General features: G+C 61.7%; 16 protein-coding genes and 4 tRNA genes. 9 read left to right on the forward strand and 11 right to left on the reverse strand.

Features of this window, described 5'->3' with window-relative positions; all coding sequences use genetic code 11:
* Positions 1 to 81 precede the first annotated feature (81 nt).
* Complete coding sequence (locus tag P0Y58_08520; GenBank protein ID WEK32226.1) at positions 82 to 744, forward strand: hypothetical protein; 663 nt, start codon at positions 82 to 84, stop codon at positions 742 to 744.
* Positions 745 to 816: 72 nt separating this feature from the next.
* Here P0Y58_08520 and rimO read toward each other — a convergent pair whose 3' ends face one another.
* Positions 817 to 2,148, reverse strand: coding sequence for a 30S ribosomal protein S12 methylthiotransferase RimO (rimO, locus tag P0Y58_08525; GenBank protein WEK32227.1), 1,332 nt, complete (start codon positions 2,146 to 2,148; stop codon positions 817 to 819).
* Between the two features lie 236 nt (positions 2,149 to 2,384).
* Here rimO and P0Y58_08530 point away from each other — a divergent pair, with 236 nt between their 5' ends.
* Positions 2,385 to 4,295: a potassium transporter Kup gene (locus P0Y58_08530; protein WEK32228.1), complete on the forward strand. Its 1,911-nt coding sequence runs from the start codon at positions 2,385 to 2,387 to the stop codon at positions 4,293 to 4,295.
* Between the two features lie 123 nt (positions 4,296 to 4,418).
* Here the strand turns inward: P0Y58_08530 and P0Y58_08535 are convergent, their stop codons facing one another.
* From P0Y58_08535 to P0Y58_08560, 6 genes are all read right to left on the reverse strand, one after another.
* Positions 4,419 to 5,711 carry a virulence factor family protein gene (locus P0Y58_08535; GenBank protein WEK32229.1) on the reverse strand — a complete coding sequence of 431 codons (1,293 nt, stop codon included), beginning with the start codon at positions 5,709 to 5,711 and terminating at the stop codon, positions 4,419 to 4,421.
* Complete coding sequence (mprF, locus tag P0Y58_08540; GenBank protein ID WEK32230.1) at positions 5,711 to 8,353, reverse strand: bifunctional lysylphosphatidylglycerol flippase/synthetase MprF; 2,643 nt, start codon at positions 8,351 to 8,353, stop codon at positions 5,711 to 5,713. The genes P0Y58_08535 and mprF overlap by 1 nt, the downstream gene beginning before the upstream one ends.
* Positions 8,354 to 8,613: 260 nt before the next feature.
* A tRNA-Met gene (locus P0Y58_08545) sits at positions 8,614 to 8,690 on the reverse strand.
* 132 nt (positions 8,691 to 8,822) lie between these two features.
* Positions 8,823 to 8,899 (reverse strand) — tRNA-Met (locus P0Y58_08550).
* A 134-nt stretch (positions 8,900 to 9,033) separates the two neighbouring features.
* Positions 9,034 to 9,110, reverse strand: a tRNA-Met gene (locus tag P0Y58_08555).
* Positions 9,111 to 9,245: 135 nt separating this feature from the next.
* Positions 9,246 to 9,322, reverse strand: a tRNA-Met gene (locus P0Y58_08560).
* Positions 9,323 to 9,542: 220 nt separating this feature from the next.
* On the opposite strand from P0Y58_08560, the gene dinB reads away from it, so the two are divergent.
* On the forward strand, positions 9,543 to 10,601 hold the full coding sequence (gene dinB, locus P0Y58_08565; protein WEK33295.1) for a DNA polymerase IV: 1,059 nt from the start codon (positions 9,543 to 9,545) through the stop codon (positions 10,599 to 10,601).
* 26 nt (positions 10,602 to 10,627) lie between these two features.
* Here dinB and P0Y58_08570 read toward each other — a convergent pair whose 3' ends face one another.
* The 3 genes from P0Y58_08570 to P0Y58_08580 form a co-directional block, all read right to left on the reverse strand.
* Positions 10,628 to 11,581 carry a hypothetical protein gene (locus tag P0Y58_08570; protein WEK32231.1) on the reverse strand — a complete coding sequence of 318 codons (954 nt, stop codon included), beginning with the start codon at positions 11,579 to 11,581 and terminating at the stop codon, positions 10,628 to 10,630.
* A gap of 20 nt (positions 11,582 to 11,601) precedes the next feature.
* Entirely contained in the window at positions 11,602 to 13,317 is a 1,716-nt protein-coding gene (locus P0Y58_08575; protein ID WEK32232.1) for a proline--tRNA ligase, read from the reverse strand.
* Positions 13,318 to 13,476: 159 nt separating this feature from the next.
* Positions 13,477 to 14,760, reverse strand: a complete 1,284-nt coding sequence (locus P0Y58_08580; GenBank protein WEK32233.1) for an OprD family porin — start codon at positions 14,758 to 14,760, stop codon at positions 13,477 to 13,479.
* 692 nt (positions 14,761 to 15,452) lie between these two features.
* On the opposite strand from P0Y58_08580, the gene P0Y58_08585 reads away from it, so the two are divergent.
* Together P0Y58_08585 and P0Y58_08590 are read left to right on the forward strand one after the other, a co-directional pair.
* Positions 15,453 to 15,872 (forward strand): HIT domain-containing protein, encoded by a 420-nt coding sequence (locus P0Y58_08585; GenBank protein ID WEK32234.1) that lies wholly within the window; start codon positions 15,453 to 15,455, stop codon positions 15,870 to 15,872.
* Between the two features lies 1 nt (position 15,873).
* A complete protein-coding gene (locus P0Y58_08590) occupies positions 15,874 to 16,080 on the forward strand; it encodes a SlyX family protein (protein WEK32235.1) in 207 nt (68 codons plus the stop codon).
* A 57-nt stretch (positions 16,081 to 16,137) separates the two neighbouring features.
* On the opposite strand, the gene P0Y58_08595 is transcribed toward P0Y58_08590, so the two are convergent.
* Entirely contained in the window at positions 16,138 to 16,731 is a 594-nt protein-coding gene (locus P0Y58_08595) for a cold-shock protein (protein WEK32236.1), read from the reverse strand.
* Positions 16,732 to 17,011: 280 nt separating this feature from the next.
* Between P0Y58_08595 and P0Y58_08600 the strand changes: the two genes are divergently transcribed.
* The 4 genes from P0Y58_08600 to aspS all read left to right on the forward strand — a co-directional run bounded on the left by P0Y58_08600 (position 17,012) and on the right by aspS (position 20,217).
* On the forward strand, positions 17,012 to 17,485 hold the full coding sequence (locus tag P0Y58_08600) for a DNA starvation/stationary phase protection protein (GenBank protein ID WEK32237.1): 474 nt from the start codon (positions 17,012 to 17,014) through the stop codon (positions 17,483 to 17,485).
* Positions 17,486 to 17,704: 219 nt separating this feature from the next.
* Complete coding sequence (locus tag P0Y58_08605) at positions 17,705 to 18,034, forward strand: ribbon-helix-helix domain-containing protein (protein WEK32238.1); 330 nt, start codon at positions 17,705 to 17,707, stop codon at positions 18,032 to 18,034.
* 92 nt (positions 18,035 to 18,126) lie between these two features.
* Positions 18,127 to 18,348: a zinc ribbon domain-containing protein gene (locus P0Y58_08610; protein WEK32239.1), complete on the forward strand. Its 222-nt coding sequence runs from the start codon at positions 18,127 to 18,129 to the stop codon at positions 18,346 to 18,348.
* Positions 18,349 to 18,441: 93 nt separating this feature from the next.
* Entirely contained in the window at positions 18,442 to 20,217 is a 1,776-nt protein-coding gene (gene aspS / locus P0Y58_08615; GenBank protein ID WEK32240.1) for an aspartate--tRNA ligase, read from the forward strand.
* Positions 20,218 to 20,306: the final 89 nt, after the last annotated feature.

Consider the following 20,306-nt stretch of genomic DNA (forward strand, 5'->3'; position numbering starts at 1 on the left):
CCCGCGCTTCCTCTTATCGCCTGCGTGCTGTCATGTACCAGTGTTTGCGCCTTGGCCGATAGCTTCAGCATCGCTACGGGTATGGACTATTCAAGTGGCGACTACGGCACCGGTACCACGTCGGAGATCTGGTACATCCCGGTGGTCGGCAAATATGAGACCGGCCCCATGACCTACAAGGTCACCGTGCCCTGGTTGCGCATTACCAACCCTGAAGTAGGCCCCAATGGTGACCCCTTGCCTGGTGGTTGCCATGATGTGGAAAGCGGGCTGGGCGATACGGTTGCCAGCGCCGGCTATGCGTTGCTCGATGGCAGTGACGGCGGCCTTATGCTCGACCTGATCGGCAAGGTCAAATTCCCCACCGCTGATGAAGACCAGTGCCTGGGCACCGGCGAGTACGACTACACCGCCCAGGTCGACATCACCAAAGGCTTTGGCCCGGTCACCGGCTTCGCCACATTGGGCTGGAAAAAGTTTGGCGACCCGCCCGACAGCAACTTCGACGACCCGATCTTCGCCAGCCTCGGTTTCGCCATACCGGTGGCGGTCGGCACATCGGCAGGCGCTTCCTACGATTGGCGGCAGAAAGTGGTCTCGACCGGCTCGCAGATCCAGGAGCTGACCCTGTTCCTCACCCACAAGCTCAACCAGCAATGGAAAGTACAGCTCTACGCGGTCAAAGGCTTTTCCGATGCCAGCCCGGATGCCGAAGGCGGGTTGATGCTGTTTCACACGTTCTGACGAAAAAAGCCCCTGCGCCGGTCATTCCCTGTGGGGAGTGCCGGGGCAGGGGCTTTTCAGGCTTAAACCGCTTTACACAGGCTCAGCCCACATGTCGTATTCGTCGGCATCCACTACACGGCAACGTACTTTGTCGCCTGGCTTGAAGCCATGGTCGCCATCGATGAACACGCTGCCGTCGATTTCCGGGGCATCGAAGAAGCTGCGGCCTACCGAGCCTTGCTCTTCCACTTCATCGATCAGCACTTCGATTTCCTTGCCGATGCGCAGTTGCAGGCGGGCAGTGCTGATGGCCTGCTGGTGAGCCATGAAGCGGTCCCAGCGCGCTTGCTTGACGTCGTCCGGCACGTCTTCCAGGCCCAGGTCGTTGGCCGGGGCCCCTTCTACCGGCGAGTACTGGAAGCAGCCCACGCGGTCCAGTTGGGCCTCGGTCAGCCAGTCCAGCAGGTACTGGAAGTCTTCCTCGGTCTCGCCCGGGAAGCCGACGATGAAGGTGGAGCGGATCACCAGCTCAGGGCACTGCTCGCGCCAGTTCTTGATGCGCGCCAGGGTACGGTCTTCGAAGGCCGGGCGCTTCATCGACTTGAGCACTTTCGGGCTGGCGTGCTGGAACGGGATGTCCAGGTACGGCAGGATCTTGCCGGCGGCCATCAGCGGGATCACGTCGTCGACGTTCGGGTATGGGTACACATAGTGCAGGCGGACCCAGGCGCCCAGGCTGCTCAGGGCCTCACACAGCTCCAGCATGCGGGTCTTGACCGGGCGGCCGTTCCAGAAGTCGGTCTTGTACTTGACGTCGACGCCGTAGGCGCTGGTGTCCTGGGAAATCACCAGGATTTCCTTTACGCCAGCCTTGACCAGGCGCTCGGCCTCGCTCAGCACTTCACCCACCGGGCGGCTGACCAGCTTGCCACGCATCGACGGGATGATGCAGAAGCTGCAGCTGTGGTTGCAGCCCTCGGAAATCTTCAGGTAGGCGTAGTGGCGCGGGGTCAACTTGACGCCCTGTGGCGGCACCAGGTCGATCAGCGGGTTGTGGTCCTGGCGTGGCGGCACGACTTCGTGCACGGCGTTGACCACCTGCTCGTACTGCTGTGGGCCGGTCACCGACAGCACGCTTGGGTGCACATCGCGGATACTGCCTTCCTCGACACCCATGCAGCCGGTGACGATGACCTTGCCGTTTTCCTTGATCGCTTCGCCGATCACTTCCAGCGACTCGGCCTTGGCACTGTCGATGAAGCCGCAGGTGTTGACCACCACCACGTCGGCGTCCTCGTAGGTGGGCACGACTTCATAGCCTTCCATGCGCAACTGAGTAAGGATGCGCTCGGAATCGACCAGGGCTTTTGGGCAACCCAGGCTTACGAAACCTACCTTGGGGGTGGCGGGCGTGGTGGACATGACTAACCTCGGTATTGAATGCAGGTCGCCCGGCCGGAATCGCGGGCGATCTTGACGGGCGCTTTTTAGCGCCTCTGATCAAAAAGTGCGCAATTCTAGCGAGCGCAAGGTCGCTTGACCAGCAGAAATACGACGAACGCTGCGCTATGCTTCGCGCCGTTGCGTGAAGGTGCCTTTGGAGGCCTGGTGCGCGAGTGAATACTAAAGGCCGAGATGGCCGTCTGCGGGAGTGGTCGATGGTTCAGGCAAGCAGTCACGCCGAGGGCGGGCACGCGGGGAAGCAGGGGGCGGCGCGGTCGGTGGGCCTGCTCGTGGCGGCGGTCGGGGTGGTTTATGGCGATATCGGCACCAGCCCGCTGTATACCCTCAAGGAAGTCTTCACCGGCGGTTACGGGGTGCCGGTCAACCATGATGGCGTGTTGGGAATCCTGTCGCTGATCCTGTGGTCGCTGTTGTGGGTGGTGTCGTTCAAGTACGTGATGTTCATCCTGCGCGCCGACAACCAGGGCGAGGGCGGCACCATGGCGCTGACCGCGCTGGCGCGGCGAGCCACGGCCGCCTACCCACTGTTGCGTACGTTGATGGTGATCTGCGGCTTGATCGGCGCTTCGCTGTTCTACGGCGACAGTATGATCACCCCGGCGGTATCGGTGCTGTCGGCCGTGGAAGGCATGGGCCTGGCGTTTGACGGTATTGACCACTGGGTGGTGCCGATTTCGCTGGTGGTGCTGGTGGCGCTGTTCCTGGTGCAAAAGCACGGGACCGAGAAAATCGGCAAGCTGTTCGGCCCGATCATGGTCACCTGGTTCGTGGTGCTGGGCGCATTGGGCGTGCACGGCATCTCGCAGAGCCCGGAAGTGCTCAAGGCCTTCAACCCGGGCTGGGCGGTCAACTTCTTCGTGGTTCACCCGGGCATGGGCGTGGCCATCCTCGGCGCCGTGGTGCTGGCGCTGACCGGCGCCGAGGCCCTGTACGCTGACATGGGGCATTTTGGCCGCAAGCCGATCGCCCGGGCCTGGTTCATCCTGGTGCTGCCTGCGTTGGTGCTCAACTATTTTGGCCAGGGTGCACTGTTGCTGCAAAACCCGGAGGCGGCACGCAATCCCTTCTACCTGCTGGCGCCGAGCTGGGCGCTGCTGCCGTTGGTCGGGTTGGCGACAATGGCCACGGTGATCGCCTCGCAGGCGGTCATTTCCGGGGCCTTCTCCCTGACCCGTCAGGCCATCCAGCTGGGCTACATTCCGCGTATGCAGATCCAGCACACCTCCAGCGACGAGCAGGGGCAGATCTATATTGGTGCGGTGAACTGGACGCTGATGGTGGGCGTGGTGCTGCTGGTGATCGGCTTCGAGTCGTCCGGCGCACTGGCTGCGGCCTACGGCGTGGCGGTGACCGGCACCATGCTGATGACCACCATTCTGGTGTCGGCGGTGATGCTGCTGCTGTGGAAGTGGCCACCGGTGCTGGCCGTGCCGATCCTGGTGGGCTTCCTGTTTGTCGATGGACTGTTCTTCGCCGCCAACGTGCCGAAAATCGTCCAGGGCGGTGCCTTCCCGGTGTTGGCAGGTGGCGTGCTGTTCCTGCTGATGAGCACCTGGAAGCGCGGCAAGCAGATCCTGGTCGAACGCATCGACGAAGGTGCGCTGCCGTTACCGCTGTTCATCAGCAGTATCCGCATACAGCCGCCGCACCGGGTCGAAGGCACGGCGGTGTTCCTCACTGCCCGGTCCGATGCCGTGCCCCACGCGCTGTTGCACAACATGCTGCATAACCAGGTGCTGCACAACCAGGTGGTGTTGCTGACCGTGGTCAGCGAAGACCGGCCGCGGGTGCCGGAGCAGGAGCGCTTCGAGGTGGAGGCTTATGGCGACGGGTTCTTCCGCGTGCTGTTGCACTTTGGCTTCATGGACGAGCCGGACGTGCCGGCGGCATTGAAGCTGTGCCACCTGGACGATCTGGATTTCACCCCGATGCGTACCACCTACTTCCTCAGCCGTGAGACGGTGATCGCTTCACGGCTGGAAGGGATGTCGCGCTGGCGGGGTAACCTGTTCGCGTTCTTGCTGAAGAATGCCAACGGCAACCTGCGCTTCTTCAACCTGCCGCTGAACCGGGTAATCGAGCTGGGAACCCAGGTCGAGATCTGATTTCAAGGGGCTGCGGTGCAGCCCATTCGCGGGTGAACCCGCTCCCACAGGGACTGCGCAGGGCTTGAAGTCCGTGTTGTACCTGTGGGAGCGGGTTTACCCGCGAATGGGCCTCATGGGCTATCAGTTCTGTTCGGCTACGCTCGACTTGCCTTGGCGCGTCTCGATCTCGCCGATCAAGCGCTTGGCCAGCGCCGGGTAGTTCTCATCAAAGTGGTGGCCCCCAGGCAGCTTCAGGCGTTCGCCCACGGCAGTCTGCTCCGTGCAACCGCTTTCATCGGTTTCCTCGATGCCATACACGCACACCACCTTGGACGCTGGCAGCTTGGCCATTTCCGGCCCGGTTGGCGCTTCCTGGCCTTCCTTGCCCAGCCAGCCTTCGACTTCGATCTCAAAGCTGCCGCTGCGGGCAAAGGCCAGCAGCATCACCGCGTCGATGCGCTGCTGGTCCTCGGCAGGCAGGCGGTTATAGATCGCCGGCAGTACGTCGGCACCGAAGGAGTAACCTGCGAGCACAAAGCGTTTGGTGCCCCACTTCTGCCGGTAATGCTGCATCAGCTCGGACAGGTCTGCAGCGCTTTGCTCCGGGGTTTTGTGTTGCCAGTAGTAGCGCAGCGTGTCGATGCCCACCACCGGATAGCCCAGCTTGGCCATTTCCCCGGCGACATCGCGGTCCAGGTCGCGCCAGCCGCCATCACCGGAGAGAAACAAGGTAATCGTGTCGGTGGTTTGCCCAGCGGGTACCTCTACCACCGGGATGGCCAGGGCATTGCCGTCGTGGCCGACCAGGGCCTGTGTCAATTGCGCCTTGAGCACTTGTGGCAGGTGGATGTCGTAGTCGCTGATGCTGGTTTCAGCGTTCGCCTGGTCACGCACGAAGGCGGCGCTGGCGTCATCCGGGTTGTCGTTCCAGGCGACGTTCCAGTGGCCGTGGGCAGCCGATTTTGGCAGCGGCGCCTGGCAGCCAAGTTGCTCGACGGTGAAGTCCACGGAAATTGCCCGAGCCTTGTCGTCGTTTTGGCTAGCCAGCCAGCGCCAGGCCTGGGCCGCACCCGGACCGATACCAGCGACCAGAGTCGGCTTTTCCGCCAGCTGGGTCAGGGCTTGGTCCATGGCCTGTTGCTGCTTGCTGCAGTCATTGGGCGGCAGAATCACCTGCACCAGCTGCGCCTCGCCGGCCTGGGCAAGGTCCAGCAGTTGCTTGTCGGTCAGCGCCTGGTCCTGAGGCACGCCGATGGCTACCCGGACCTTGGGGTGCACGCCAGGGGTAACCCGGGTAATGCTGGTGTCATTAATGCTCAATTGCTCCAGGTGCGCCTCGGGGGCCGGGCGCGTCCACAGCCAGAACGCCAGCGCACCCCCCAGGGCGGCCAGCAACAGGGGAACCAGCAGGTACAGCCAAAAGCGTCGGGTCATCAACGTTTCACCAATCCAGTCAGGCCGCCTGCAATCAGGGCGGCAGTATCGGCCAGAGCCACCAGCGGGTCGAGCCCGGCCGGCACGGCCATGTAGCGGGGTTCCCAATCCGGTTGGAATTTGTCCTTGAAGCGTCGAAGCCCCTGGAAGTTGTAAAGCTGTTCGCCACGGCGGAACACCATCGAGCCCAGGCGCTGGGTCAAGGGCGCGCCACGCCGCGGCTGAAGGCCGGAAAGCGGCACCATGCCCAGGCTGAAGCGCGAATAGTCATGGCCTTTGTAGTGCAGGATCAAACCGATCATCATGAACTCCATGGTCAGCTTCGGCGCTTCGGGGTGCGCACGCATCAGGTCGAGGCTGGCCAGTTCGTTGCTGTGGGTTTCCAGCAGGTTGGCAAAGGCCACTGGCCGGCCCTGGAAGCGAATCAGGGCAATGCGGAAGTGCTGCAGGTATTCCGGGCTGAAGCGCCCCAGCGAGAATCCTTTCTCGCGCACGTTCTTGACCCCTAGCCAGGCATCGGAAATTTCCTTCAGCTCTGCCAGCGGTGCGTGGCCGGGTTCGTGGATTTCCAGGCTAAGGCCGTCGCGGCCACCGCGGTTCCAGGTGTAGCGCAGGTCTTTCATTTCCTTGCCCTTGGCTTCGAGGTCGAAACGGCGCAAGTCGACACGGGCTTCTTCGCCCAGCTTGAGTGCGGTCAGGCCAATGTCCATATAGAACGGCAGGTTTTCGGCGCGCACCTGGTAGAACACCGGTCGGGCGTGGTGCAGGTCGCACAGGTCACGGAACTGCCAGATCATTTCGGCGCGCTCCTGGGCCGGGCCGATCGGGTCGTACAGGGCCACCAGGCTGCGGCCGCGACGGGCGTACATAAGGAAGGCATTGTCGCGCGGGTGGAACAGCAGCGCCTTGTCGCCGGTCAGGGCCAGGCCGCCGTCAGGCTGGTCGGAAGCCAGCAGAATACGGTTGGCGCGCTGCAGTTCTGCCTCGTCGGGCAGGTGGATAACCGGCGGCGCGGTGCGCAGCAACCAGGTCAGCGCCAAGGCAGCCAGCAGCAAGGCGCTGCCCATGGCGGCGCGCAGGCCGCGTGGGGCATCGGCATCGAGGGTGAACTGCCACCACAACTGATGGCTGTAGGGCACATCCTGGTAGGCGAACAGCAGCAGCCACACCGATGCGCCGACTGTGCAGGCGCTTGCCACCAGGAATACCGGCGAAAACGGCAGCTCCAGCAGGCGGCTGGGGCGGTAGAACGAGCGACGGAACAGCGCCAGCAGGGCGGCAGTGGACGTCAGCAGGCAAGCCTCTTCCCAGTCAAAGCCCTTGAGTAGCGACAGCACGGCGCCCACCAGCAACAGCACGGTGGTCAGCAGCCAGGCGGCGGACAGGCGTCGGCGCAGGCCCTGGGCCAGCAGCAGGCACAGCACGCCGATCAGGCTGGCGCCAAAGTGCGAGGCGTCGATCAACCGGTGCGGCACCAGAAAACCCATGTGCTCCAGACGCGTGTCGATCTCGGGGGTTACACCCGAAAACAGCAGCACCACCCCAGACAGGAATACCAGTATCGACAGCACTGGTGCGGCCATCCCGGAGGCGGCCTTGATGGCCTGCTGTGCGAACAGCAGGCGCCGGGCTTCATTGGCCAGCAGCAACACGCAGGCCAGCAGCAGTGGCAGCACCACGTAGATCAGCCGGTACAGCAGCAGGGCGGCTGCCAGCGGCGCGGCACCGAGCTGGTCGGCAAAGGCCGCCAGCAGGATGGCTTCGAACACACCGACGCCGCCCGGCACGTGGCTGAGCACGCCTGCGGCCAGGGCCAGCAGGTAAACCAGCACAAAGGCGCCGAAGGGTGGTGCTTCGGGCAGCAGCAGGTACAGCACGGTGGCGGCTGCTGCCACATCCAGCGCGGTAATCAGCAATTGCAGGGCGGCCAGCCGCGCGCCCGGCAGGCGCAGTGTGCGGCGGCCCAGTTGCACCAGCAGGTTGTTGGCCAGCGGCTGTTCGGCCAGGCGCCGACGGTACAAGCCGAACACCAGCAGGGCGGATGCCACCAGCACGGCGGCGGCAATACCTGCCAGCAGGCCAGGTGCCAACCCCAGTGCGGTCGAGGCTGCCGGCAGATCGCTCAAGGTTGCCAAGGCGGCCAGGGGCGGCAGCGCGCAGCCCAGCGACAGGCTGGCAAACACTGTCATCCGTGCCACTTCACCAGCACCCAGCCCCTGACGTGCATACAGGCGGTAGCGTACCGAGCCGCCCGAAAGCATCGACAGGCCGATGGCGTTGCCGATGGCAAAAGCGCTGAAACCACCCAGCACCAGGCTACGTGCCGGCAGTTTCACGCCGGCATAGCGGCTGGCCGACCACTCGTAACCCAGCAGGATCACGAAACCGATCACAGTCGCCAGCAAAGCGCCCAGCACCGACTGGGCCGGCACGCTGAGCATGGCATCGTGCAAGGCATAGATGTCCAGCTCGCTCAGCAGGTGGCGGCAGGCAATCAAGGCCATGGTGAACAACACCAGGGTCACCGCCAGGCCGATGGGCTGGCGGTAGCGGCTCAGGCGTTCGAGCAAAGGCAGACGCTGCACGGCACCAGGTAGCGCCGAAGCCAATGGCACCGGAGGTTCGGGGTTGTGTGCAGTCATGGATTGCCTCGGGCATAGAGCGCGAGGTAGGGGGAAGGTACGGCCAAGTGAAAGTCCCTTAGGAAAACGTATCCAATGTTACTCCGGGCTCAGGCGCTTGCAGCGGCCTGGCAGGGTTAAAGATAGTTCATCCTGGGCACGATGCCTCAAGCCAGCGGATTGGCGGGAAGGCGGGGGAAATCGAAGCGACGAAAAGCAGGAGGGCAGAAACAACAAACCCCGCGCTGCTGTTACACAGGCGGGGTTTGTTCTGACGAATATGGTTGCGGGAGCCGGATTTGAACCGACGACCTTCGGGTTATGAGCCCGACGAGCTACCAGACTGCTCCATCCCGCGTCAGTGGGGCGGATTCTACAGCTTATAGAGCCTATGTAAAGCTTTAACTATTGATTTATAAGCATTTTTGTTTTTGATTTTTTCAATGCAAAGAAAAAGGCCACTGCGTTAACAGTGGCCTTTTCTTGAACTTGGTTGCGGGAGCCGGATTTGAACCGACGACCTTCGGGTTATGAGCCCGACGAGCTACCAGACTGCTCCATCCCGCGTCTGTGGGGCGCATTCTACAGTTTATTGAGAAGGGGTCAAGCGTTAGTGTTTGATTTCATGCCTGTTTCTTGCCAGGCATTTTCTGGGCGCAAAGAAAAAGGCCACTGCGTTAACAGTGGCCTTTTCTTGAACTTGGTTGCGGGAGCCGGATTTGAACCGACGACCTTCGGGTTATGAGCCCGACGAGCTACCAGACTGCTCCATCCCGCGTCTGTGGGGCGCATTCTACAGTTTGCTGACAAGGTGTCAAGCGCTAAGCCTTGATTTATCGGAGGTTTTTTCTTCGACACTTTTTTCAAGGCAAAGAAAAAGGCCACTGCATGAACAGTGGCCTTTTCTTTAATCTGGTTGCGGGAGCCGGATTTGAACCGACGACCTTCGGGTTATGAGCCCGACGAGCTACCAGGCTGCTCCATCCCGCGCCTGTGAGATCGAATTCTACGGATTTCCGCACCAGTGTCAAGCAGTTTTGTTGGAAAACCCTTTTTTGTTCAAACCCTTAGCGCTTGCTTGCAGCAAGCGGCTCAGGCGCGACGGGGCTTTCAGGCAGTTTGTCGCGTGACGCAGCGGCTGAGGTGTTTCAGTTAAGTCGCATGCGATACTATCTGTATGAATTTACAGTACTGACGGTCATCCATGTCCTTGCGCAAGATCATCCATGTCGACTGCGATTGCTTCTACGCCGCGATCGAGATGCGTGACGACCCGCGCCTGGCCGGGCGGCCCATGGCGGTTGGGGGCTCGCCCGAGCACCGTGGGGTGATCGCCACCTGCAACTATGAAGCGCGTGCCTATGGTGTGCGCTCGGCCATGTCGTCACGCCATGCGCTGAAGCTGTGCCCTGACCTGTTGATCGTCAAACCGCGCTTCGAGGCCTACCGTGAGGCCTCGCGGGAAATCCATGCGATCTTCCGCGACTACACCGAGCTGATCGAGCCTTTGTCGCTGGATGAAGCCTATCTGGATGTGAGCGACAGCCAGTGGTATTCGGGCAGTGCCACGCGCATCGCTGAAGATATCCGCCGGCGTGTCGCCCGCACTTTGCATATCACCGTGTCGGCAGGCGTGGCGCCGAACAAGTTTCTGGCCAAGATCGCCAGTGACTGGCGCAAGCCCAATGGGCTGTTCGTGATTACCCCGGGCGAGGTGGAGGCCTTTGTCTCGGCCTTGCCAGTGGCCAGGTTGCATGGGGTGGGCAAGGTAACTGCAGATAAACTGACGCGGCTGGGTATTGAAACCTGCCTTGACCTGCGTGAATGGCAGCGCCTGGCCTTGGTGCGGGAGTTCGGCAGCTTTGGCGAGCGTTTGTGGGGGCTGGCGCGGGGTATTGATGAGCGCGCAGTACATAATGACAGCCGCAGGCAATCGGTCAGCGTGGAAAACACCTACGACACCGACCTGCCAGACCTGGCCAGCTGCCTGGCGCGGTTGCCCGAGCTGCTGGATAGCCTGAACGAGCGCATCGCGCGCATGGACAGCAGTTATCGGCCGGACAAGCCGTTCGTCAAGGTCAAGTTCCATGACTTCAGCCAGACCACTATGGAGCAGGCAGGGGCCGGGCGGGACCTTGAAAGTTATCGACAGCTACTGGGCCAGGCGTTCGCCCGCGGTGGCAAGCCGGTGCGCTTGCTGGGGGTAGGGGTAAGGTTGCGCGATTTGCGCGGGGCGCATGAGCAGCTGGAGCTGTTTCCACCGAAATGAAAGGGGCCGCATAGCGGCCCTTTCTGTTACTGCGCGCCGGGGTCTGCCACCAACCGGCCAGTGGCCTTGGTCAGCGACTGCAGAAACTCCTGCTGCAGCTCCGGATCGTTGCGGGTCAGCTCGATCAGGCTTTGTTCCATTTCACTGGCTTCTTCTTCTAGGCCCAGCTCCGACAGGCGCTTGACCCGATGGACCCATTGGCCGACATCGTCATCTTCAAGGTCGTCGAAGATCAGCTCATGGGCTTCAAGCAGTTTGTTGCGCAGGGTGGCGCTGACCAGCAGGCTGGCATCGCCACGTACTGCGTTGTCCTCGTCGAGTACCTGAAGGTGCAGGGTGCCGACGTGGTTGAGGTTTTGCTCGGAAAACGGGCTGTCGAGCAGGTTCAGGCGCAGCACGCCGTTCCTGTCGGTGGTCAGTTCGTGGGTCATCTTGCCAGCCTTGACCTCGACCAGACGTTCGCTCCAGGGCACGCTGGTGGATTCCTCGCGCTTGCCTTTTTGCACTTCGCTGATGCCGGCCAGGTTCTGCTGGGCACGCCCGTTGGACGGCACGTTCATGAACGGGTTGAGGCCGTCCACGCCGTAGCTCAGCCAGTCGTGGGTGATGCTTTCTGGCAGGTTGCCCAAGGCGAAGACATTGACCACGTTGGCGCCGACGCCCGCCACCACAGCCACTGCACCCAGCGGGATCTCGTAGACCTCCCGCCAGGGCTGGTACGGCGTATAGCGGTCATAGCGACGGGTGACTTCGAACTCGGTGACTTCGAAGCGCTTCTGCTCATGCACGCGCACACGTCGTTGCGGAAGCTCCATCACCTTCGGCTCGCCGACATCGATCTGCAGGGTGTGCTCGAGCAATTTGCGCTCGACGCGCTCCTCATGGTCGCTGCGCTGGGACATCTGGTTGGCGCAACCGCTGACGAGCAGGGCGCCGCACAGTGCGGCGCCCCCCAGGGGAAAAGTACTTCGCTTGAACATGGTCACTCGTGCATTGGTTATCAGCGGCGAACGCGGGCCTGCAGGAAGGTCAGCACGTCATTGACGGGCATTGGCTGAGCGTCCTGCTCGGTGCGGTGTTTGTACTCAATGTTGCCATCGGCCAGGCCGCGATCGCTTACAACGATGCGGTGCGGGATGCCGATCAGCTCCATGTCGGCAAACTTGATGCCTGGGCTGGTCTTCTTGTCGCGGTCGTCCAGCAGCACCTCGAAGCCGGCGGCGGTCAGTTCGGCGTACAGCTTGTCAGTTGCCTCGCGGACCACCTCGGTTTCGTAGCGCAGCGGTACCAGGGCGATCTGGAACGGGGCCAGGGCGTCGTTCCAGATGATGCCCTTGTCGTCATAGCTCTGCTCGATGGCAGCTGCGACCACGCGGGACACACCGATGCCGTAGCAGCCCATCGACAGCACGACCGGCTTGCCATTCTCGCCCAGTACCTGGCACTTCAGCGCCTCGCTGTACTTGGTGCCCAACTGGAAGATGTGGCCCACTTCGATACCGCGCTTGATCACCAGGGTGCCCTGGCCGTCCGGGCTTGGGTCGCCTTCGACCACGTTACGCAGGTCGGCAACCTGTGGAACCGGCAGGTCACGCTCCCAGTTCACGCCAAAGTAGTGCTTGTCGTCGATGTTGGCGCCGATGCCGAAATCGCTCATCAGGGCGACCGAGCGGTCGATGATGATTTCCAGCGGCAGGTTGAGCGGGCCGAGCGAGCCGGCGCCAGCGCCGATGGCGTCGCGCAGTTCGGCTTCAGTGGCCATGACCAGTGGATCGGCAACCTGCTCCAGCTTGGTGGCCTTGATTTCGTTCAGCTCGTGGTCGCCGCGAACGATCAGGGCAATCAGCTTGCCTTCTTCGGCGCCGCGCACGATCAGGGTCTTGACGGTCTTCTCGATCGCCAGGCCATGGTTTTCGACCAGTTGCGCAATGGTCTTGGCCTCTGGTGTGTCGACCAGGCGCAGCTGCTCAGTAGGGGCAGGGCGCACGGTTTCACGCGGGATAGCCTCGGCCTTCTCGATGTTGGCGGCGTAGTCGGAGCTGTCGCTGAAGATCACGTCGTCTTCGCCGGACGACGCCAGTACGTGGAATTCGTGCGAGTAGCTGCCACCGATCGAGCCGGTGTCGGCCTGCACTGGGCGGAAGTCCAGGCCCAGGCGGGTGAAGACGTTGCTGTACGCCTGGTGCATGCGGTCGTAGGTTTCCTGCAGGGAAGCCTGGTCGGCATGGAACGAGTAGGCGTCCTTCATGATGAATTCGCGGCCGCGCATCAGGCCGAAGCGTGGGCGGATCTCGTCACGGAACTTGGTCTGGATCTGGTACATGTTGAGCGGCAGCTGTTTATAGCTGGACAGCTCGTTGCGGGCCAGGTCAGTGATGACTTCTTCGTGGGTCGGGCCAACGCAGAAGTCGCGCTGGTGGCGATCCTTCAGGCGCAGCAGTTCTGGGCCGTATTGTTCCCAGCGGCCGGATTCCTGCCACAGCTCGGCAGGCTGGATGCTTGGCATCAGCACTTCCAGAGCGCCGGCGGCGTTCATTTCCTCACGCACCACGGCCTCGACCTTGCGCATTACCCGCAGGCCCATCGGCAGCCAGGTGTACAGGCCGGAGGCCAGTTTGCGGATCATGCCGGCACGCAGCATGAGCTGATGGCTGATGACCACTGCGTCGGCAGGGGTTTCTTTCTGGGTGGCGAGCAAATATTGACTGGTGCGCATGGTTAGCCGTGTCGATTGCCTAAGACGTTGAAATAGCCCCGCATTGTACGGGGGCGAAACGAAGGCGTACAGGATGCCCCAGGGCGTGACGCTTGTCAGCCAAGAAAAAGCCCGGCGAGATCGCCGGGCTTTTCAGGTGCGGGGCACTGCAAGCCAGGCTTACAGGATGCTCAGCGGGTACTCCACGATCAGACGCAGTTCGTCGATCGATGGGGAACCGTAGTAAACGCCATCGCCCGAACGGTAGGTGGCCTGACGTACGCGCAAGCTCAGGTCCTTGGCCGGGCCGCTTTGCAGCACGTACTTGACGTCGATGTCGCGTTCCCATTCCTTGCCGCTGTCGGTGGTGCGGGTGGTTGCACCGCTACCGCGCACGTAACGGGTCATGAAGGTCAGGCCTGGTACGCCGAACTCGGCGAAGTTCAGGTCGTAGCGTGCCTGCCAGGACTTCTCGTCTTCGGCGTTGAAGTCGGAGCGGGCAACGGAGTTGGCCAGGAAGATGGTGCCGCCACCGTCGACGCCGTAGGCATAGTCGCCGTCGCCGCTGACTTTCTGGTACGCCAGGGTGAAGGTGTGGGCGCCAATGTTGTAGGCGGCCGAAAGGCTGGCTGCAATGTTGTCGAGTTCGTCGCTGCCGTCGGCCTTGCTGACGAATGCGCCGGTCAGGTTATTGCCGACAGACTTGGTGTCATAGATGTTGAAGTCGAACACCAGGCCTTGCTTGTCGCTGATCGGCAGCGCCCAGTTGATGTTGCCGTACCACTTGCGGAAGTGATCTTCGATGCGCGAGTAGTAAACGCTGGTGCTGAGGTTGTCATTGATGGCGTAGGTGCCACCGAAGACGTTGGCCTCGGTCAGGCGCAGGCTGTCGTGGTAAGTCTGGGCCTGGGCGTTCAGCGCGGTGAAGTGACCGGCATGCAGGGTCAGACCATCGATTTCGTTGCTGGTGATCAGGCCACCTTCGGCAACTTCAGGCAGCAGTCGGCTGTCGTCGGTAGCCAATACTGGCAGCGCGGTGAACTGGTCGCCGAACTTGAGCACGGTGTTGGAAATGCGCATTTTGACTGCGCCGCCGCCTTCGGAGTAGTCATCTTGCGAGCGACCGTCGGAGCCCTCCGGGAACAGACCGGTACCGGCGCGGCCTTTGCCGCTGTCCAGCTTGATGCCCAGCATGCCGATGGCGTCGACACCGAAGCCTACGGTGCCTTGGGTGAAGCCGGATTCGAAGGTGCCGAGGAAGCCAAGGCCGGTTTCTTCAACGCGGCTCTGGGAACCAGACGGGACGTTGCGGAAGTCTCGGCTGAAATACAGCATGCGGGTCTTGACGTTCAGCTTGCTGTCTTCAATGAAACCTTTGGACTCGTCTTGTGCCGAGGCCATTGCCAACTGCGAGGTCCCTGCCGCAACGGCCAGGGCGATCATGCTCCACTTCATCACGCGCATCGTGATTTGCTCCTTTGGTTTTTAGGAAGAGTACCGCTGCGCCCAAGTGTTTTAGTTATAGGGTGCAGCTCTTTCTTGTTATGTCGGCGAAAATGTATAGCACGCTGACTGTTGTTGGCGATATGGCTATATAAACTCTTTTCGGAACTTTTTTACCATGTCGCTTTTAGGTATTTCCATGTCGCAAATCACGCCCCGTTTTTCGGGGTCGAGTAACGCCAGCGTTGTTCCTGTGGCCGTAACGAATCTGTAACTACCGATTCTGGCTAAGGAAACTCCCTGGTAACCAATGCCGCTGTTGTTATTTGTCGCGTACAGCTGCCATTGCAGATGTCGTGCCGACTTGGCGTGAAGGGAATGCAACAAGCGTGCTCAACATTCGCAACACTTCATGAAATTTTCACAAAACCAGCTACCGAAGGTCGGAAAGTCCCGTAAACACGGGGTGAGGGCTGTCCGGCGCCATGTTGGAGTCGAGAATCATTAAAATTTAGAGAGCTGTCATGAAAGTCAATGTGTTACCGCAACTTGTTCATCCAGAGTCATTTGTGGGGTGGCAAGTGTGGTGATGGCGCGCAGGTGGCCTCATTTTGGTGCGAAAAGTAGCGCTGTGTTACCGGGAGTGTGCAAGGTATCCTTGCAGGCCTGTTTTCCGCATGCAGCGGGTTGTTTTTGCCTGAAGGAGATATGCCGTGTTCGTCCTGGATTCGCGTTTGCAGCAGGATTCCCTGGTGCTGGGGGAGTTTGCGTTGTGCCAGCTTCTGCTGAGCAAGGATGCCAACTACCCCTGGTTCATCCTGGTGCCCAAGCGTACCGGCATCAGTGAGTTGTTCGAGCTCGAGGCGGCCGAGCAACAGCAGTTGTGGCAGGAGACCACCCTGTTGGCCGAAGCGCTGAAGGCCAGCTACGGCGCCGACAAGATGAATGTGGCTACCCTGGGTAATGTGGTCAGCCAGTTGCACATGCATGTGATCGTCCGCCAGCGTGACGACGCCGCCTGGCCGGCACCGGTGTGGGGCAAGTGCCCGGCCGTGGCCTACAGCGACGACCAGTTGCAGGCCATTCGCCAGCGCGTGCGTGGGCTGCAACTTGCCGGTTACCAGGAGGCCTGACATGTCGCTGGAAATGCGTATCGTCGAACTGGAAACACGTCAGGCATTCCAGGATGACACCCTTCAGGCGCTGAATGATGTGGTTTTCGAACAGGCGCAGGTGATCGAGCGGCTGAAACTACAGGTGGCCGAGCTGATCAAGCGCCATGAAGAGATGGTCGGCCAGTACGGCAGCGAGGGGGAAGAGGCGCCGCCGCCCCATTACTGATGCCTTGGTGCCACTGAAACCCTTGCAGGAGCGGCGCCAAGGCCGCTCCCGCACAGGTTAGCGGCGGGTTACCGCAACCACGTCTTCGGCCTGCAGGCCCTTGTCGCGGTGCATCACCGAAAACTCCACGCGCTGGCCTTCGACCAGAATGCGATGGCCTTCGCCGCGAATGGCGCGAAAGTGCACGAAGATGTCATCACCCGAGTCGCGGGAGATGAAACCAAAGCCTTTCGACGTGTTGAACCACTTCACGGTGCCTGTATCACGGTTGCCGGCATCCTGGGTGGCATGCTGGCTGCTGCGTACCTTGCGCGGGCTGCGGGCAAAGCCCACCGCCAGGTGCAAGGCCACGGCCAGTACCGCGCAGACCAGCGCAGCGAGGTTGCCCATTTCCGGGCGGGCCAGCAGCGTCAGGGTTTGCAGCACCACGGCTACCACCAGCAGGGCGCAGGCAAGGTGCTGCAATTGCTGGCGGGCGCCGCGGTAATACAATGGCACGACCGGGGCCAGGACCAGGTTGAGCAGGCCGAGCAGGGCAAGGTAAACCGCGTCGGGTTGTTGCAGGAAGGGTGTCGCATCGGTTTTCAGGCTGGGTATGAGCGATAGCAGCAAGGCTGCCACGCCCGTCACCAGATGGACGATCTTGAACATGGGGTTGGCTCACAGTTGATAAGGCTGATCACAGGAAGAGCTGGCGGCACGGTGCGCATGAGGTGTAGAGCGCGAACACGTGACAAGCCAGCCTATGCACCCGGCAATGACAATCCGCACGGGTGGCACGCTGCCTATTTAACAGCAAAGCCGAAGGCTACTCAAACCGCAGGCCTCGGTAGGCGATGTGTTGCGCCATGTCACAGGCGGTGTGCGTCAAGTATTGCTACAGTGGTCGGCGTCCGCTTGAGTCTCAAGCCTTATGGAAAGGGGAACTTCAATGGCAATCGATATCGGTATCAGTGAAGAAGATCGCAAGTCCATCGTCGATGGGCTGTCCCGTCTGTTGTCGGATACCTATGTGCTGTATCTGAAAACCCATAACTTCCACTGGAACGTCACCGGCCCGTCGTTCCGCACCCTGCACCTGATGTTCGAAGAGCAGTACAACGAACTGGCGCTGGCGGTCGACTCGATCGCCGAGCGCATCCGTGCCCTGGGCTTCCCGGCGCCGGGGTCGTATGCATTCTATGCACGGCACTCCTCGATCAAGGAGGAGGAAGGCGTACCCCCGGCGGACGAGATGATCCGCCAGCTGGTCCAGGGCCAAGAGGCCGTGGTGCGCACCGCGCGCAGCATTTTCCCGGTAGTGGACAAGGTCAGTGACGAGCCGACTGCCGACTTGCTGACCCAGCGCATGCAGGTTCACGAAAAAACCGCGTGGATGCTGCGGGTGCTGCTCGACGGCAAGTAAAAGGCTGTCATGTAACCCTGTGGGAGCGGGCGCGCCCGCGAAGAATCCAGCGCGGTGGTTGGCACCGGCTGCGCCGGTGTTCGCGGGCGCGCCCGCTCCCACAGGGGCCGCGTAGTGCGTGACGATCAGAGTTTGTGCAGGAACATTTTGCCGCTGCTTTAAACCTGCTGCCCAGCGCTTCATTGGTCACCTGTTACCCGTGACGAGGAAGTAGGGCGCATGATGCAAGCGAGCAAGCGTGTGGCTGGCCAGGGGAGCTGGCCAGGAAAACAGTGCATTGATCCGTTCAAGGCGGATTTCGACATGTTGCAGACACAGCCGGTGTCGCGTTCGGTGCGACTCAACGGTTTCTCCACCTGTCTGCGCCTGGAGGCCGTGTACTGGAGTATTCTGGAGCGCATCGCCGCCGCCAACCGCTGTTCGGTCAGTGCGGTGTTGTCCTACGTGGACCGCGAAGTGCACTTGCGCCAGGGTGGGGTGCGCAACTTCAGTGGGCTGATTCGGGTAATCTGCGTCGCCTGGCTGCAGGACCCGCCAAGTGTGCGCTGATCGCCTGGCGGGCTGCGCAGTGCTTGCTAACCATATATAATCCCGCTTTTTGCTGCCCCGGCAGCCAGCGTTGTGGTTGACGAGAGACCCCCATGCCCCTTTATGACTATCAATGTGCGTCCTGCGAGCACCGCATGGAAGCGCTGCAAAAAATCAGCGCCGCGCCGCTGACCGATTGCCCGGCCTGCCAGGCGCCGGCGCTGAAGAAGCTGCTGTCGGTGCCGGGCTTTCGCCTGAGCGGTAATGGTTGGTACGAAACCGACTTCAAGACCGGGGCAAAAAAGAATCTGGCAGGCGGCGACAAGGCCGACTGAGTTGAATGCTGTGACCGGGTCTTGCAGTATTAGCCCTCCGGGCGGCCAAGGCCTCCACCGAATACACGAATCACGAGAAGCGAAACCACCATCATGATGCGCAGCCATTATTGCGGCCAACTGAACGAGAGCCTGGACGGCCAGGAAGTCACCCTTTGCGGCTGGGTCCATCGTCGCCGCGACCACGGCGGGGTGATCTTCCTCGACATCCGTGACCGCGAAGGCATGGCCCAGGTCGTGTTCGACCCGGACCGCGCCGAAACCTTCGCCGCCGCCGACCGCGTGCGCAGCGAATACGTCGTGCAGGTCACCGGCAAGGTGCGCAAGCGCCCTGACGGTGCGGTGAACGCCAACATGGCTTCCGGTGCCATCGAGATCCTCGGCTACCAGTTGACCGTGCTCAACGAAGCAGAAACCCCGCCGTTCCCGCTGAACGAGTACTCCGACGTCGGCGAGGAAACCCGCCTGCGTTACCGCTTCATCGACCTGCGTCGCCCAGAGATGGCCGAAAAGCTGCGCCTGCGTTCGCGCATCACCAGCAGCATTCGTCGCTTCATGGATGACAACGGCTTCCTCGACGTGGAAACGCCGATCCTGACCCGTGCCACCCCGGAAGGCGCGCGTGACTACCTGGTGCCAAGCCGTACCCACGCCGGTAGCTTCTTCGCCCTGCCGCAATCGCCCCAGCTGTTCAAGCAACTGCTGATGGTCGCCGGCTTCGACCGCTACTACCAGATCGCCAAGTGCTTCCGCGACGAAGACCTGCGTGCCGATCGCCAGCCGGAATTCACCCAGATCGACATCGAGACCAGCTTCCTCGATGAAAGCGAGATCATGGGCCTGACCGAGAGCATGATCCGCAAGCTGTTCAAGGAAGTGCTGGACCTGGAGTTCGGTGAATTCCCGCACATGACCTTCGAAGAAGCCATGCGCCGCTACGGCTCCGACAAGCCAGACCTGCGTAACCCGCTGGAACTGGTCGACGTTGCCGACCAGCTGAAAGATGTCGACTTCAAGGTGTTCGCAGGCCCGGCCAACGATCCGAAGTGCCGCGTGACCGCCCTGCGTCTGCCAGGCGGCGCCAGCATGCCGCGCAGCAAGATCGACGAGTACACCAAGTTCGTTGGCATCTATGGTGCCAAGGGCCTGGCTTACATCAAGGTCAACGAGCGTGCCAAGGGCGTTGAAGGCCTGCAGTCGCCGATCGTCAAGAACATCCCTGAGGCCAACCTCAACAACATCCTCGACCGCGTGGGTGCCGTAGACGGCGACATCGTGTTCTTCGGTGCCGACAAGTTCAAGATCGTCAGCGAGGCCCTGGGCGCACTGCGCATCAAGGTCGGCAACGACTTCAACCTGCACACCTGCGAGTGGGCGCCGATGTGGGTCGTCGACTTCCCGATGTTCGAAGAGAACGAAGACGGCAGCTTCACTGCACTGCACCACCCGTTCACCGCGCCGAAGTGCTCGCCGGAAGAGCTCGAGGCCAACCCGGCCACAGCCCTTTCCCGTGCCTACGACATGGTGCTGAACGGTACCGAGCTGGGTGGCGGTTCGATCCGTATCCACCGCAAAGAGATGCAACAGGCGGTATTCCGCCTGCTGGGTATCGAGGCAGAGGAACAGGAAGAGAAGTTCGGCTTCCTGCTCGACGCCCTGAAATTCGGTGCACCGCCGCACGGCGGCCTGGCCTTTGGCCTGGACCGTCTGGTCATGCTGATGACTGGCGCCCAGTCGATCCGTGAAGTGATCGCCTTCCCGAAAACCCAGAGCGCTGCGTGCGTCATGACCCAGGCCCCTGGCCTGGTCGACGCCAAGGCCCTGCGCGAGCTGCACATCCGACTGCGCGAACAGACCAAGGTCGAGTAAGCGATCCCCGGGCGCATCCATATGGATGCGCCTTTGCGTTTCGGCGCAGGTATTTTTCCGTCCCGCCCCGTACAGGGGCGGGGCTGTTT

This window comes from Candidatus Pseudomonas phytovorans, assembly GCA_029202525.1.
GTDB classification, from domain to species: domain Bacteria; phylum Pseudomonadota; class Gammaproteobacteria; order Pseudomonadales; family Pseudomonadaceae; genus Aquipseudomonas; species Aquipseudomonas phytovorans.